The organism is Rothia sp. HMSC065D02 (genome assembly GCF_001815285.1).
GTDB classification, from domain to species: domain Bacteria; phylum Actinomycetota; class Actinomycetes; order Actinomycetales; family Micrococcaceae; genus Rothia; species Rothia dentocariosa.
This window is the reverse complement of the sequence record NZ_KV820092.1, coordinates 649,615-665,045: the sequence shown is the minus strand read 5'-3', so window position 1 is coordinate 665,045 and position 15,431 is coordinate 649,615. Positions and strand designations below refer to the sequence as shown.

The window sequence follows — 15,431 nt, the reverse complement described above, 5'->3', positions numbered from 1 at the left end:
GAGGGCATAATCCCATGAATACACAGCGGCATAAGTCTTCGTCTTTGAATCAATCAAATAACCATGAGACAACGAGTACTGCTACGGCTTTTAGTGCGGCGGATGAAAACTTACACTCGAAACCTGCGCGACTACAAGCGCCTGGACTGGTGCTTTTAACAGGGCTTGCTGTGGCTGCCCTTGCCTTTAGTACGACGCTTTTTCCTTGGGTCCAAGCGCATGTGAACGGGGTCTTGGGGGAACAAAATCTTGACATTACTGGGTCTCGAGCGGCCCCCGCAGTAAGCGCACTGGCGATGGTAGCTTTAGCAGCTCCTTTAGCGGCGCGCATAGCCCCTCAGCTTTTGCGGTATGTTATCGCATTGGTAAGTTTAGGATCCGGGGTAGGTATTATTCTCTCTGCGCTGTCGGTGGTGATGAATCCCGCAGGTGCGGTTGTAACTGAGACCAGCAAGGTAACGGGAACCGTGGCGTCTACAGGTACGTATGCTGTGACTGTTTGGCCGTGGATTTCATGCATATCAGGTTTTCTTATTATGTGCGTGGGACTTTGGACTCTTGTAGTGGCTCGACACTGGCAAGGTGGGCGTAAATATAACCGCACAGTGCGTAACCCGCAAGAAGCTCCTGGTGAGGTCGACAATATGGATGCATGGGATCTGCTGAGCAGGGGAGAAGACCCTACCGTAGAAAAATAGTTTTAAATAGTGAAAGAGGCTTCAAACACTGCGAGTTGTACAACATTGCTCGTCTAAATATTTGTACGATTCTCACCAGCAAATTCACAGAAGACGAGGTCATGACCTAAAATCGAAGAAAGGACGTCTGTACGCATTATTCGCGTATCTGTGCACACACATGAGGAGTTTTCGTGACGGAAGAGAAAGTTGTTATTGTTCCTGAACGCCCGTATGCAAATCACGGTAGCACCGTAGCATCGTGGGTTATGATCGCCATCATGACGACCGGGGTACTTGTTGGTGCTGTTGCGTATGATCTGGCTCAGCCCGTTATCGTCTTTGTTGGTGCTGGCATTATCGTGCTGGGTCTAGTGGCTGGATTGCTTCTCAAGAGTGCTGGCTACGGTCAAGGTGGTTCTAAAACCAAAAATACTGAGCGTCACTAGTAAATACGCTACGAGCGCCTCGCCCATGACGAGGCGCTCTCTCTTGTGCTATCTCAAACTTTTGGATATTTGATGACTATGAGAAGGAACACTGTTGAGTACCGTACTAGATGAAATTATTGGTGGAGTACGTGAGGATTTAGAGGATCGTCGTGCAAAACATCCTCTGGAAAAGGTGCAGGAGCTAGCGCTCTCTACGGCACCAGCTCTTGACGCTGTATGTGCTTTACGTGGTGATGGCCAAACTGTGCGTATCATTTCAGAGGTGAAACGTTCGTCTCCATCGAAAGGTATCCTGGGGGAAATAGCGGATCCAGCGGAACTAGCGGTGAAGTATCAGCGTGGAGGAGCAGCAGCTATTTCGGTGCTTACCGAAGAACGCCGTTTTGGCGGAAGCCTGGAGGATCTGGATGCGGTGCGTGCTCACGTCAGTATTCCCATATTGCGTAAAGATTTTATTGTTGATGAGTACCAGATTTGGGAAGCACGTGCACACGGCGCAGATCTGGTGCTTCTTATTGTTGCTGCCTTGGAAGAAGATACCTTGAGCGCTTTCTTAGAGCTTGCCGAATCGCTTGGTATGAATGCTCTCGTAGAAGCACATACTTCAGAAGAAATATCTATCGCTCAGCGTGTCGGAGCCAAAATTATAGGTATTAACGTTCGCAACCTAAAAACTCTTGAAGTCAAGAACGCGCATTATGCAGAGCTTGCGGCCGATCTGCCGGAAAGCGTTATTAAAGTTGCAGAATCTGGTGTATCTGGGCTGAGCGATGTACAGAACTACGCGCAGGCTGGTGCTGATGTCGTGCTTATTGGTGAGACTCTGGTCAAATCTGGAGACCCGGAGAAAACTGTACGTGAATTTTCGGCTGTACATCATCTCTAATGCAGATTAGAGCTATCTTACGTAGATGACAGTTTTTCACATGTGAATAATCATAGGGCTTTTCTTTATATACGCTGACGCTATGTCATTCCGCGTAGAATAGTAAGAATACGAACAAGCCGTACCATGAGTTAAGTGTACAAACCTAACTCATGGATGAAAATAAAAGTACCCGGGAAGGACAACAATGAGCGAAAACCTGGCAGACGCATTTCTTGAGGGGAAATCCCTCAAAAATGCACCCGGTCCCTACTTCGGGCAATACGGTGGGCGATGGATGCCTGAATCGTTAATTGCCGCCATGGATGAGCTTGAGTCTACCTTCCAGAATGCTAAGCAGGATCCAGAGTTTATTGCGGAATTTCAGCGACTCTCTGCTGAATACTCGAATCGTCCTTCATTGCTAACGGAAGTTCCGCGGTTCTCAGAGCACGCTGGGGCTCGGATCTTTCTGAAACGTGAAGATCTTAACCATACCGGTAGCCACAAGATTAACAATGTTTTAGGACAAGCACTTCTCGCAAAGCGCATGGGTAAGACACGTCTGATCGCAGAGACCGGTGCTGGTCAGCACGGTGTAGCAACGGCAACGGCTGCTGCGCTTTTCGGCATGGACTGTGTGATTTACATGGGTGAAGAAGATACCGAGCGGCAGGCTTTGAACGTGGCGCGTATGCAGCTTTTGGGCGCGAAAGTTATTGCCGTTCAGAATGGCTCCCGTACTCTGAAAGACGCTATTAATGAGGCTCTTCGAGACTGGGTCGCTAATGTCGAGAATACCCACTATCTGCTGGGTACAGCGGCGGGAGCACATCCTTTCCCTGCAATGGTGCGTTTCTTTCATGATGCTATTGGTTCTGAAGCACGCGAACAAATTCAACAGATGACTGGGCGTCTTCCCCACGGAGTTTCTGCATGCGTTGGTGGGGGTTCAAACGCCATTGGAATCTTCCATGCATTCCTTGATGACCACGATGTAAAACTTTACGGTTTTGAGGCGGGGGGAGACGGTGTAGAAACCGGACGTCACGCCGCAACTATTAATCTAGGACGCCCAGGAATGCTTCACGGTGCCGTAACCTACCTGATGCAAGACGAAGATGGGCAAACTATAGAGTCGCATTCGATTTCTGCTGGCCTAGACTATCCCGGCGTTGGGCCCGAACACTCGTACCTTTCAGACTTAGGCCGTGTCAGCTACCAGCCGGTGACCGATACTGAAGCTATGGATGCTTTTCAACTGCTTTGCCGTACTGAAGGTATTATTCCTGCCATCGAATCGGCGCATGCACTTGCCGGTGCGTTACGGGTCTGTCAGGAGTGGGCGCATCAAGATTCTGAGTCTGCCCGTGAAAAAATAATGGTGGTGTGCCTATCTGGTCGTGGCGATAAAGACATGGAGACCGCCTTGAAATGGTTCGATCTAGGGAAAGCAACCCCGTCATCTTCTCTCATGACAGGCAATAAAGAGGCAGTTGCTGAGAAGGCAGTGCAGGCAGAAAGCGAGGCGCACGCATGAGCTATCAAGACGCACAGCCGCATGCGGCAAAGTACGAAGTCCTTGACGGTACCTTCCCGCCCCAAAACCCGAACTCGCCTCTCGTGCAGCGGTTACGCGAATGCAAAGAAGATGGGCGTGCAGCACTTATCGGGTACCTCCCCGCAGGTTTTCCCAATTTTGAAGATTCTGTGGCAGCAGCTATCGAACTAGGCAATAACGGTGCCGACATTATTGAGCTGGGTGTACCGTACTCGGATCCGGTCATGGACGGCCCCGTTATCCAGCACGCCACAGGTGCCGCATTAGAAGGCGGCTTCAAACTTTCTCGGGTTTTTGATGCTGTACGGCGCATTACCGAGGCAACCCAAGCTGTCGTTGTCGTGATGACGTATTGGAACCCCGTACTTGCCTACGGTGTTGATAATTTTGCACGTGACCTTGCGGCTGCTGGAGGAGCTGGAATGATCACTCCAGATTTAGTACCCGATGAAGCATCGGCTTGGTTCGAAGCCTCTGAAAAATACGGGTTAGATCGTATTTTCTTGGCGGCCCTATCGTCATCCCATCAACGTTTAGAGACTATCGCTAAGGCTTCGAGCGGGTTCGTTTATGCCGTTTCTGTCATGGGCGTTACAGGGGCTCGCACCTCAGTCTCAGAAGCTGCCCAAGGACTTGTCGAAAACCTTCATGCTGCAGGTGCTGAATACGCGTGTGTTGGTTTAGGCGTTTCAACTCGTGCCCATGTTGAAGAGATCGGAACTTATGCAGATGGTGTGATTGTAGGAACGGCACTTGTAAAAGCTCTAGCTGATGGAGGTCCTACTGCGGTGGGAGCACTAACTCGTGAACTTGCAGGACGTGCATAGTATGAATGTTATATTATCGGAATCCTTTACCTCAGCAGTATCCCTTCCTCTGGCGTCAATCCCGTCGCCGAGTGTATCTTATCTTCAGCTTGGGCCGTTTCGTATCCATTTTTACGCACTTTGCATTTTAGCCGGAATAATCGTGTGTCTATGGCTTAGCGCTCGGCGCTGGGCACAAGTTGGCGGCACACGTGAGCGCGTATATGACGTGGCAATGTGGGCTATTCCCGCTGGAATTATTGGGGCGCGTGCTTACCATGTGCTCATTACAGACCCTGGCAGCTATTTTGGTCCCAATGTCTCTGATCCTTGGGCTTTCCTGAAGATTTGGGAAGGCGGCATCGGCATTATGGGAGCGGTGTCCGTAGGAGCCCTGGGGGCCTGGATTGCTTGTCGCCGATACCAGATTAACTATGCAGCATTTGCGGATGCAGTTGCACCAGGTATTATTTTGGCGCAGGCTTTTGGTCGTTGGGGCAATTGGTTTAATCAGGAGCTTTTCGGTAAGCCTACTACCCTTCCGTGGGGTTTGGAGATTAGTCAATCGAGTGGGAATTTTCCTGCTCAATATCCCGCAGGAACTCTCTTTCACCCCACATTCCTTTACGAATCATTATGGAACCTTGTGGGCGCATTCCTTCTAATTTTCCTGGGGAATAGGTTCCTGAAGCGCGGACAAACTTTTTGGCTCTATGTGCTGTACTACGGTATTGGACGGTTCTTCATTGAAGTGTTCCTGCGTATTGATACCTCTGAAACACTTCTGGGGCTGCGGGTTCACGTGTGGACATCGGGTGCCCTGATTGTACTAGGGTTGATCGGCTTTGTTGCCGCTGGTATCCGTGCTAGGGCTAAAGCTGCAGCGGGCATTGCTGAAGCTCCAGTTCAGGGAGCATCGGTTCAGCATACCCCTGACTCAGAGAAAACTGCCGCCCAAGATCCGGATGAGGTTTCTAACCAGGGTAAAGAGACCTCGAAAGAATCTCGGACATCCGAGAAGAAGGTAGAGGAAGAGAAGAAAGCTACAAAAGACAAAGAACCAGGCGCCCAAGAGTCTGCAGATAAGATTCAGACCGGTGATAGGCAGGATAAAACTCCTGAGATCCCGTGGAAAAAATCTAAATCGTAAATTCCTGGACAACTAACCTTGGGTCCTCTTCACTGTTTCAATGGTGGAGAGGACCTGACTTTTTCCTTGATGAAAGATAAAAGGAGGGGGTGGGCCGCACACACAAGACCCACCCCCTGCAACCGAATACGTTATCGGCGCGGCCTCGCACCCGCATCCGGAATCAAAAGACCGGAGGAGGAGAGAAAACCTCCGGCCAAGCTTATTTTGGTAACCTGCTATGCAATATCAGAGGAATTTGGATATTGCTTCAACAAGTGGTTTTAGAGACTCTCGGTTGGTGTAATCCGCATGACCGGTTTTATAGCACTCAAGCATTTGCTGAATACCTTCGTTGGGGTTTGGATTAGCCATCAACCAAGCGCGAACCGGACCTTTAAGAGCGGTCTTATGAGCAAGTGAAAGCTCTGAAAAGTCAATCCCACCACGTAAATGGAAAGTCGGGCGTCCATCGGTGAGTTCTGCAGTATAACTTTTAGCGACAGCCTTGTCGAGCAGTTTCTTGGAGTACTCGCCTGTGAAGGAAACCGTGAAGAATGCAGTACGTTCCTTTTTAGGGAGAATAAAGGGAACAATCTTCTTCTTGAGGCTGGGAGCGCCTGTAAGGAACCCGCCGTAATCGCTACCGCCAATAATAACGGAGTCCGCTGCTTCCACAAGTTCAGGGGTTACTTCTGTAGCCCGTAAAGTATCGACTTCAGGAGCCTGTGGTAATGCTCGCAGATCTTCTGCTATCCAGTTCGCATAACGCTCGGTGTACCCATAGGTTGAACCGAAGATAATCAGCACACGAATGGTCACTGAAGCCTCCCAAAGCAAATTTGCATACAAGATACTAATTATTGATTCCAGTCTATGGCAGGTGGTGATAAATGTGAAATTGCTTAGCCAATACTGGCGTGTCGTTTTTATCACATGGAAGAGGGGAGTGAGCGATGAACATCAAGGTGTGTCATACATGATGTGGGCATATTTGTTTCTCGGACAGGAGCGCTTGGCCATAGTTTCAAATGAGATGTCAGAAAACAACTAAAACCTAATTATTGTTCTGAGGGGCAGGTAGAGAGCACGTGAGTCTTGAGTGGGCAACATGGTTCGAGGTTAAAACAAGGATTTCCTGAAAATACCGAGAATTTTCCTCCCGAAAACGCTTGAGAAGGAATATACTAGAAGGGATGAATGCCGCACATGCCATGTTGTGTATACATGGTGTTGTGTGGGAATAATTGGGACTCCTGATGGGAAGGTTCCATCTATATTATGGGTATCTTTCTTAGAAGGTTCCACCCCAACACACGAAGGTTAGGTACATGAGGCGCGCAAAAATCGTTGCAACCATTGGTCCGGCTATTTCTTCTCCCGAAAAAATTGCGGAAGCGATCAAGGCGGGTATGAACGTTTCCCGTCTGAATATGAGTCATGGTGACCACGACGTTCACACTAACTCTTACACAACTATCCGTGAACAATCCGCGGCGTTGGGGAAAGAAGTAGCTATTCTTGCTGATCTGCAAGGTCCTAAGATCCGTTTGGAGCGCTTTGTAAACGGGGAAGAATATCTAAAGCCTGGCGCTGATTTTACGATTACTTCTGAGGACGTTGAGGGTACCAAAGATATCTGTGGTACGACTTATAAAGGTCTTCCTGGCGATGTGAAGCCTGGCGATAAACTTTTGCTGGATGACGGTAAGATCCAGCTGGAAGCCGTTGAAGTAACTCCAACTCGTGTTCGCACTCGTGTGATTGTAGGCGGACCTATTTCAAACAATAAAGGCATCAACCTTCCTGGGGCGGCCGTTTCTCTTCCCGCACTGACCGAGAAGGATGAGGCTGACCTTCGTTTTGCCCTGAATTTGGGCGTAGATATTATTGCTCTTTCCTTTGTACGTAGCGGGAAAGACGTAAACCGCGTTCATGAGATCATGGCCGAAGAGGGTATCCGTATTCCGGTGATTGCCAAGATCGAAAAGCCTCAAGCCGTTGATAATCTGCAAGATATTATCGACAAGTTTGATGGCATCATGGTTGCCCGTGGCGACCTTGGCGTGGAACTGCCGTTCTCTGAGGTGCCACTGGTTCAGAAGAAAGCTATTGAGATGGCTCGTCGCTGGGCTAAGCCCGTTATCGTGGCAACTCAGGTACTTGAGTCCATGATCTCTAGCCCGACTCCTACGCGCGCGGAAGTCTCTGACTGTGCAAACGCAATCTTGGATGGCGCCGATGCGGTGATGCTCTCCGGCGAGACTTCGGTGGGCAATTACCCCATTATTACCATTGCGGCAATGGCCTCCATTATTCGTGATACTGAGGAAAAGGGTCTATACCGCGTACCACAGCTGGACCGTAAGCCCCGTACCCGTGGTGGTGCCATCACGCGTGCAGCTGTAAACATTGCGGAACAATTGGATGTAGATTACATTAGTACTTTTACCCAGACGGGTGACTCAGCACGCCGTTTAGCACGTCTACGCCCTGCGCAGCCGGTACTTGCTTTCACCCCCAACCCAAAGGTGCGTGCTTTTATCTCACTGTTGTGGGGTGTTGAAGCTGCGCATGCGCCGGTGGCGACCAACATTGACGGTACGACCGACATCGTAAATGACTACCTGGTCGAGCATAAGCTCGCAGAACCGGGTGATCTTATTGTGATTGCTGCAGGTTCGCCTCCCGGGGTGGCGGGATCAACCAATATGGTTAAGGTACACCGTATTAAGGAACAGGGTTCCGGCGAACATGAACCGGAAGAGCGTGAGCACCTGCGCCCCTACGGGGAAGACGAACACAAGTAAGGTTCTTCTTTATCGTGTAAACATTTTTCGAACTGAATCTATGAGAAGTCCCGCCTCTTTGATGCAGGAGGCGGGACTTTCTATATGCGGAAAGACCCACCATATGAGTTGCGGGTACACAATCTATTGAACTGGAGCTCCAAGAAAATAAAAACTCGTCTCAAAACCATAACTATGGTCAAGACGAGTTTAGTAAATGTGCCCGAGGTGGGACTCGAACCCACACTCCGAAGAACCTGATTTTGAGTCAGGCGCGTCTGCCAATTCCGCCACTCGGGCTTGCACTCAAAGGTACGCATAAGATTTTACCCTATCGATTGGCATAAAATCGAATTACAAAGAGTGAGAAATGTCCACAGTATTCTTTGAATCCTCGACGATAGTTTTGCATCTAGACGAGAAACATACAAATTTCAACCTTATACAGTAGATGAAGTTTTATTAACTACTGTAGAATAAAGGCGACTGAAAATAGACCAAGGAGAGAGTTATGTCAGAGAAGACCGCTCACGAACACGAGGGAGATCAGGTCTCGGCGCGCACCGTTGTGGTTGCCGAAGACGAAGCATTGATTCGCCTGGACATCGTCGAAATCCTGAAGGACCAAGGGTTCGAGGTCGTGGCAGAGACCGATAATGGTAAAACCGCTATCGAGCTTGCCAAAAAACACCATCCCGATTTGGTGCTCATGGATGTCAAAATGCCAATTATGGACGGTATTACAGCCGCCGAGGAAATCGGAAAGGAAAAAATAGCGCCTGTGGTGCTCCTGACCGCTTTCAGCCAGAAAGAGCTGGTGGATCGTGCTGTTGAAGCTGGGGCCATGGCATATGTGGTCAAGCCCTTTACTCCTAATGACCTTTTTCCCGCTATCGAGGTGGCGCTTTCTCGATATGAACAGCTGCGTACGCTAGAGAAAGAGGTCACAACTATTCGTGATCAGTTTGAGACTCGAAAGCTCGTAGATCGTGCCAAGTCTTTGCTTATCACCAAAATGAACCTCACCGAGCCCGAGGCATTCCGGTGGATTCAGAAGACCTCAATGGACCGTCGCCTCTCTATGCGAGAGGTATCCGATACTATTATCAAGCAGCTGTCTGAGTAATATTCTTGAGACCTTAGTATCAAGTCCCAAACGATGATTAGCTGCTGCTCTAGAATATAAAATTCAGGAGTGTGGATTTTCAGGACAACAAGACTCTTGTTGTCCTGAAAATCCACACTCCTGTTTTACGCTTTCATTTGCTCACGACAGCCTTGAAATGAATGTATTAGCGTCGCATTATACGGGTTATGTCGTCATCGTCATCACTACCATGAGGACCTTTAATCGGGCGTGCTGTTGGGGACCCAGCCCAGAGTAAAACGCCAGCTGCTATGAAAAGTCCTAGCCACCAGAAACTTCCTGGATTTCCCATAGCGGTAACCCAACATACCAGTAGAGCAGCTATGGCTAAGGGCAATGTAATACGTTTTGCACGGACGATTTTTGGATAGCGTTTGGAATACGGTTGGCGCGCCATATCAATCCTCTATATGTCTGCTTTAGGGTCGTGGAATGATCATATTAGTTATACGAGCTGTACAAATAGTTCGATCGGACTCATCCATAATCTCTATAGTGTGTACGCAAACGGTACGTCCCAGCTTAACTGCCGTACAGATTCCCGTAACGTGGCCACTAATGGCGGGGCGCACGTGAGTTGCATTGAGATCTACCCCAACGGCTATGGAGTCAACTCCTCCATGGATACCTGCTGCTAATGAACCAAGAGTTTCTGCAAGAACAGCCGAGGCACCTCCGTGGAGCAAACCGACAGGCTGGGTATTCCCCTGCACAGGCATGGATGCCACAGCTCGCTCAGCAGTTAGCTCACTAAAGATAATTCCCATACGGGGGATTAGCTCTCCCAAGCCCTTCGGAAAGAATTTATGAGTCTCTGCGGGCACACCGTGCTCGTTGAGCTGCACTACAAGGTCAGCAGATAGTTTAGGGGTAGATTCAGTCATGCCTTCAAGTGTACTCCCAGTGATAGGGTGGAGTAGAAAAAGAGCTCTTATAAAGTATGTGTTTGTCGGGATTGAGAAGAAACGAGATTCTTGCTTTGGAAGGTGTAAGAATATGGATGATCATGCACGTATCTATGAAGAATGGCATCGGTACGCTAAAAACCGTGATACTGAAGGACTGCTCAGCCTTTATGCTGAGGACGCAGTTTTTGAAAGCCCCCTCGTGTCAGCAATAATTCCCGAAGCTGGCGGCGGCGTTTTGCGGGGACGAGAAGCGATTAAGCATTTTCTGGAAGAGGGCACCCAGCGTCGTCCGAATGAACTTGTACGTTGGTACCGCACGGGGGAGTATCTGACTAATGGGAAAACTTTGGTGTGGGAATATCCGCGAGAAACTCCTGAAGGAGAACAAATAGATATCTTAGAGCTCATGGAAATATCCGATGGGCTTATTGTGAACCATCGCATCTATTGGGGTTGGAAAGGATGTCAGCATATTAGCGAAGCACTCGTACGGAATAAGTAAGGTGTAAGTAAAGCTCCATATGAATAACGGGGTGCGCATCCAAGGTTTCTGGACGCGCGCCCCGTCGTTTAGGTCAAGGCTATGCCGAAATTGCTTCTGCTTTTTCGATGTCTTCATCGCTAATCCCGGCAGTTGGATCAACCCCCAACATCTTAGAGATACGTTCGGTAAACGTTGCAATGGTGGCATCTCCGGTGACATTAGTTGCGGTACCGAAAGAGTCTTGCGCAAGGTACAGAGCAATCATGAGGGCGATCATGGATTCATTGAAACCAAGCATCGACTCCAGCAGCCCAATGGCGGTCATCACGCCTCCGCCGGGTACACCCGGGGCCGCGACCATCATAATGCCTAGCATAAGCACCACTGGAGTTACTGAGGCAAAATTGGGGTTTTGCCCAGTCATATACAGGACTGCGACTGCACATGAAGTAATCGTGATCATAGAACCCGAAAGGTGGATGGTAGCGCATAGCGGAATAGCGAAATCAACCACGCGAGAAGAAATACCAGCCTTCTTCGCGGATCGAACCGTTACCGGGATGGTAGCTGCTGAGGACTGGGTTCCGATGGCTGTGAAATAGGCGGGCATCATGGTCTTGAGCATCCTAAACGGGTTGCGCTTTGAAACGCTTCCGGCAACTGTGTACTGTAGCGTTAGCGTTACCCAGTGCAAGATAATGACCATAATGAATACCATGCCAAAGACCGAGAGAATCTTAGCAACCTGGCCCGCAAGGGTCATATTCGCAAAGACACCCACGATATGGATGGGTAGAAGCGGAATAATAACGTAGCTGAGAAGCTTCTCAATGATAACTTGAAAATCCTCGAAGAGATTGAGCATGCTACGAGTCTTGAGGGCTGTTATTCCCAGACCTAGGATAAAGGACAGAATAAGTGCGCTCATCACTCCCATAATGGGGTCAAGCTCAAACTTGATGTATCCTGTCGAGAGTGCATTTTCAGGGTTATCAAAAGATTCTAACCGTTGCCCCTTCAACAAAATAGGGTACAGGAATAGTGCCGCCGTTAAAGCTAAAAATCCAGCAACAATACTGGAAAGATATGACAGAGCTACGGTAATGCCCAGCATCTTACCTGCACCTTGGGCTAGCGAACCAATTCCTGGAACGATAAAACCGATAATAATAAGCGGGATAGAGAAGCTCAGGAACGCACTGAAAACAGTAGAGAACGAGACAAAGATCTGAACTACAACATCGGTAGGGATAGAGATACCCAGCCCGCTATTTATGCCACCGATCATCCCAGGAGTTGTAGCACCGATAAGAACACCTGCAAGAATTGCAATCACAATCCAGGCAAGGAGAGGGATCTTTTTGAGTAGTTTCATAATTTCCTATGTGTGTTGGGACCGATAAGATCCATGCCGCTCATCCCCGGTATTCTCAGGGAACACTCAAGTATAGAGTTATATCCTAGCGTGAATGAATATGTTTATCCAGCGACAGGACAGACGTTCATGACATGAAAACGCCTAGCCGGTACTAGGCCTTTTAGAAGTTTTCAGGCGTGTTGCGTTCACTATCACTCCCCCCGTCGAAAACCTCTAGAATGGGATTGTGAGTAACTCAGAAAATACCCTGCTCCTTATTGATGGACATTCACTGGCCCTTCGCTCTTTCTTTGGCATTTATACAATGGCAGAGAAAACGGGAAACCATGTTTTTGTGCGAAGCGACGGGCAGCATACGGAAGCAGTTCATGCCTTCCTGTCTACCTTGCTGAACATTATTAAAGACCATAACCCCAGCCATATTGCGGTGGCATTCGATCTGCCCGGTGGTACTTTTCGCACGGAGGAATACAGCGAATATAAGAGCGGTCGTAACGTTATCCCTGAAGCCTTCGACGGGCAGCTTGATCTCATCAAGAAGATGCTCGGAGCTCTGAAAATCCCGGCGCTCACCCAGGAGAATTATGAGGCAGATGATATCGTCGCGACCCTGACACGGCAGGGATCAGAAGCTCAATACAAAGTGCTCATTCTTTCAGGAGACCGCGATATTTTCCAGCTTGTTACGGACGATGTTACATTGCTGTATCCCGTAACGACTGGTCCCTCCAAAGGTATTCAGCGTATGGATCCTGCAGCGGTTGAGAAAAAAACAAAAGTACCACCTCGGCTGTATCCGGATCTCGCTGCGCTCACCGGTGAGCAAGCCGATAATCTGCCTGGAGTCCCCGGAGTTGGACCAGGCTTTGCTGCTAAATGGCTTCACGAGTACGGTGATCTTGAAGGTGTACTTGCTAATAGCGAGAACATCAAAGGTAAAAAAGGTGAGGCTCTGCGCGAAAACATTGAGAATGTGCGCAGGAACCGTCGCCTCAACCAGCTTGTTGACACGCTCAATTTGGATATTGAGTTCGATCAAATGCGGTTTATTCCGGACCTTCAGGAGCTTGAAACGTTCTTCGATGAAGTGGAATTCCGCACTATTCGTAAGCGGGCCCAGGATATATTAGGGCCTGTCATACGTGCTTTGGGCGCGCAAGCTCGTACCGCAGGTGAAGAACCCATGACAGATAACGGGGTTCCGAGTGGTCCCACCTTTGAGCCGATTCGTACCGATGATTCGATCACCGTGACATCGGCCGCAGATTTTCGTGCATGGTGCGAGCATGCAACCCACGTTGGGTATGGGCGTGACGCATCGGGGAATGCCATAGAGGTCCCCGAAAGGCTTGAAGGCGCGGTTACGCTCTTCCCTGTGATTGATGTGCCTGTAGCTCGTGAAGGTGTGAAAGTTACCAAGACTAAGATTCGTGCTGCTGAAGAGAATCCGGTACTGCGAGGAATTATTCTGACCTCGAAAGAATCGTCGCTGTGGATCAACCTGACGAATATTTCCGAAGATCTCGCCTCAGCATTCGCGGAGTGGGTTTCTGACCCTCAAATGCGTAAGATCGTGATGGATCTCAAAAATCAGCGGAAACTCTTACGTGAGTACGGGTATAAACTCGATGGAGCCATCGAAGATCCGTCGTTATCCTCGTACATGTGCGGATACATAGCAGCTGCGAATCGTAGGCTCTTTGCTGAACGTATTGAGGATTTAGCTGAGAAATATCTTTGGATTCCCCAACAGGAATTCAGTGAACTTGTCTTCCCAGAGGAAGCACCCTCACTTTTTGAGATGCCTGGTGAAGAGAACCTACGTTACTTTACCCAGGTTTCACGGGTTATTCACGAACTGGCGCGTATTCTGCACTTCGAAATGCAAGAACAGGGCCAGCTTAAGATTTATGAAGATATTGAGCTGCCGCTTCTGTACGTTCTGGCTGATATGGAGCAGGCGGGTATCGCTGTCTCAGATGCCTTACTAAACGAGCTTAATGATACGTTTAGCTCACGCGCATCCATGGCCGAGGAACAGGCGAAAGTACTTATTGGCGGTGACGTCAATGGTGAGCCCCTCAACCTGGCATCTGTGAAACAGCTCCAAACTGTACTCTTTGAGAGGCTCGGTCTTCCGAAGACCCGCAAAATTAAGTCCGGGTATTCAACGGATTCAGAATCTGTGGCTGACTTGTTGACCAAAGTATCGCCGGAATCAGATGGTGCTCAATTCTTGATTGCGCTCCAGGCGTACCGAGATAATATCAAGCTCAAGCAGACTGTCGAAGGTCTACAAAAAGCGGCAGTCACAGATGGTCGTGTACACACTACTTTCCAGCAAAATGCTGCATCAACGGGGCGTCTTTCCTCGACGGCACCGAACCTGCAGAATATCCCAATCCGCACTGATGAAGGACGACGTATCCGCGGTGCCTTTATCGTGGCTCCAAAAGTTTTAGACGGTGTAGAGTATGAAGGTTTGCTCACCGCCGACTACTCGCAGATTGAGATGCGTATTATGGTGCATCTCGCCGCCGATGAGAAATTAATCCAGGCTTATGCGGATGGTGAAGACCTGCATCGGTACGTTGGCTCTGAGGTGTTCGGGGTTGCCCCCGAAGAGGTGACACCCCAGATGCGTGCGAAAGTTAAAGCAATGTCTTATGGATTGGCATACGGTCTTTCTCGGTTTGGTCTCGCAAAGCAGCTTAATATTAGTTCCGATGAGGCAGGAGAGTTGCGTACCAACTACTTCAAACGATTTGGTCGTGTGGGGCGTTTCCTGCGCGGGGTCGTCAAACAGGCTCATAACGACGGTTATACCGAAACTATTTATGGGCGCCGACGTTCACTGCCAGATCTTGACTCTCCAAACCGAACTCGACGTGAGGCAGCTGAACGAGCTGCCCTCAACGCTCCAATTCAGGGGACAGCTGCAGACATCATTAAAATCGCAATGATTAACATTCACCGCCGACTTCAAGAAGAGAATCTCAAGACCCACATGCTCTTGCAGGTTCACGACGAGATTATCCTCGAAGTTGCCGTCGGTGAACGCGAAGCAGCGCAGCGCATCCTAGTAGAGGAGATGAGTGAAGCTATTGAGCTGAAGGTTCCTCTCGACGTGCAAGTTGGCTGGGGCAAGTCCTGGGAAGAAGCCGGACACTAGTCAGAAGCCGCGAAGAGAGATGAACGATGCCGTCGGACTTATTCGGAATATATTGCACACAGA

At 49.3% G+C, this 15,431-nt stretch carries 13 protein-coding genes and 1 tRNA gene; 10 read left to right on the top strand and 4 right to left on the bottom strand.

Going from position 1 to position 15,431, the window contains the following annotated elements; genetic code table 11:
* Positions 1–14 precede the first annotated feature (14 nt).
* The 6 genes from HMPREF3016_RS10270 (at position 15) to lgt (ending at position 5,511) form a co-directional block, all read left to right on the top strand.
* A complete protein-coding gene (locus HMPREF3016_RS10270) occupies positions 15–698 on the top strand; it encodes a Trp biosynthesis-associated membrane protein (RefSeq protein WP_070741956.1) in 684 nt (227 codons plus the stop codon).
* A 173-nt stretch (positions 699–871) separates the two neighbouring features.
* Positions 872–1,126, top strand: a complete 255-nt coding sequence (locus HMPREF3016_RS10265) for an HGxxPAAW family protein (RefSeq protein WP_048751642.1) — start codon at positions 872–874, stop codon at positions 1,124–1,126.
* 94 nt (positions 1,127–1,220) lie between these two features.
* Complete coding sequence (gene trpC, locus HMPREF3016_RS10260; protein ID WP_070741953.1) at positions 1,221–2,015, top strand: indole-3-glycerol phosphate synthase TrpC; 795 nt, start codon at positions 1,221–1,223, stop codon at positions 2,013–2,015.
* Positions 2,016–2,202: 187 nt separating this feature from the next.
* The gene (gene trpB, locus HMPREF3016_RS10255; protein WP_070448648.1) at positions 2,203–3,534 is read left to right on the top strand and encodes a tryptophan synthase subunit beta; all 1,332 of its coding nucleotides are present in this window, start codon (positions 2,203–2,205) and stop codon (positions 3,532–3,534) included.
* Positions 3,531–4,382 (top strand): tryptophan synthase subunit alpha, encoded by an 852-nt coding sequence (gene trpA, locus HMPREF3016_RS10250; RefSeq protein WP_070448649.1) that lies wholly within the window; start codon positions 3,531–3,533, stop codon positions 4,380–4,382. Before trpB ends, trpA begins: the two co-directional genes overlap by 4 nt.
* A gap of 1 nt (position 4,383) precedes the next feature.
* Positions 4,384–5,511, top strand: a complete 1,128-nt coding sequence (gene lgt, locus HMPREF3016_RS10245; protein ID WP_083308359.1) for a prolipoprotein diacylglyceryl transferase — start codon at positions 4,384–4,386, stop codon at positions 5,509–5,511.
* A 228-nt stretch (positions 5,512–5,739) separates the two neighbouring features.
* On the opposite strand, the gene HMPREF3016_RS10240 is transcribed toward lgt, so the two are convergent.
* On the bottom strand, positions 5,740–6,312 hold the full coding sequence (locus tag HMPREF3016_RS10240) for a flavodoxin domain-containing protein (RefSeq protein ID WP_013398977.1): 573 nt from the start codon (positions 6,310–6,312) through the stop codon (positions 5,740–5,742).
* A gap of 509 nt (positions 6,313–6,821) precedes the next feature.
* Between HMPREF3016_RS10240 and pyk the strand changes: the two genes are divergently transcribed.
* Complete coding sequence (pyk, locus tag HMPREF3016_RS10235; RefSeq protein ID WP_013398979.1) at positions 6,822–8,300, top strand: pyruvate kinase; 1,479 nt, start codon at positions 6,822–6,824, stop codon at positions 8,298–8,300.
* A 199-nt stretch (positions 8,301–8,499) separates the two neighbouring features.
* On the opposite strand, the gene HMPREF3016_RS10230 is transcribed toward pyk, so the two are convergent.
* Positions 8,500–8,579: transfer RNA gene (locus HMPREF3016_RS10230), tRNA-Leu, on the bottom strand.
* A gap of 211 nt (positions 8,580–8,790) precedes the next feature.
* Between HMPREF3016_RS10230 and HMPREF3016_RS10225 the strand changes: the two genes are divergently transcribed.
* Positions 8,791–9,405: an ANTAR domain-containing response regulator gene (locus HMPREF3016_RS10225; RefSeq protein ID WP_004004567.1), complete on the top strand. Its 615-nt coding sequence runs from the start codon at positions 8,791–8,793 to the stop codon at positions 9,403–9,405.
* Between the two features lie 440 nt (positions 9,406–9,845).
* Here the strand turns inward: HMPREF3016_RS10225 and HMPREF3016_RS10220 are convergent, their stop codons facing one another.
* Positions 9,846–10,310 (bottom strand): PaaI family thioesterase, encoded by a 465-nt coding sequence (locus HMPREF3016_RS10220; protein WP_048751656.1) that lies wholly within the window; start codon positions 10,308–10,310, stop codon positions 9,846–9,848.
* Positions 10,311–10,422: 112 nt separating this feature from the next.
* On the opposite strand from HMPREF3016_RS10220, the gene HMPREF3016_RS10215 reads away from it, so the two are divergent.
* Positions 10,423–10,836, top strand: a complete 414-nt coding sequence (locus HMPREF3016_RS10215) for a nuclear transport factor 2 family protein (protein ID WP_048751660.1) — start codon at positions 10,423–10,425, stop codon at positions 10,834–10,836.
* Positions 10,837–10,915: 79 nt separating this feature from the next.
* Here the strand turns inward: HMPREF3016_RS10215 and HMPREF3016_RS10210 are convergent, their stop codons facing one another.
* Entirely contained in the window at positions 10,916–12,193 is a 1,278-nt protein-coding gene (locus tag HMPREF3016_RS10210) for a dicarboxylate/amino acid:cation symporter (RefSeq protein WP_048751662.1), read from the bottom strand.
* Between the two features lie 229 nt (positions 12,194–12,422).
* Here HMPREF3016_RS10210 and polA point away from each other — a divergent pair, with 229 nt between their 5' ends.
* Positions 12,423–15,368, top strand: coding sequence for a DNA polymerase I (gene polA / locus HMPREF3016_RS10205; protein WP_083315915.1), 2,946 nt, complete (start codon positions 12,423–12,425; stop codon positions 15,366–15,368).
* Positions 15,369–15,431 lie beyond the last annotated feature (63 nt).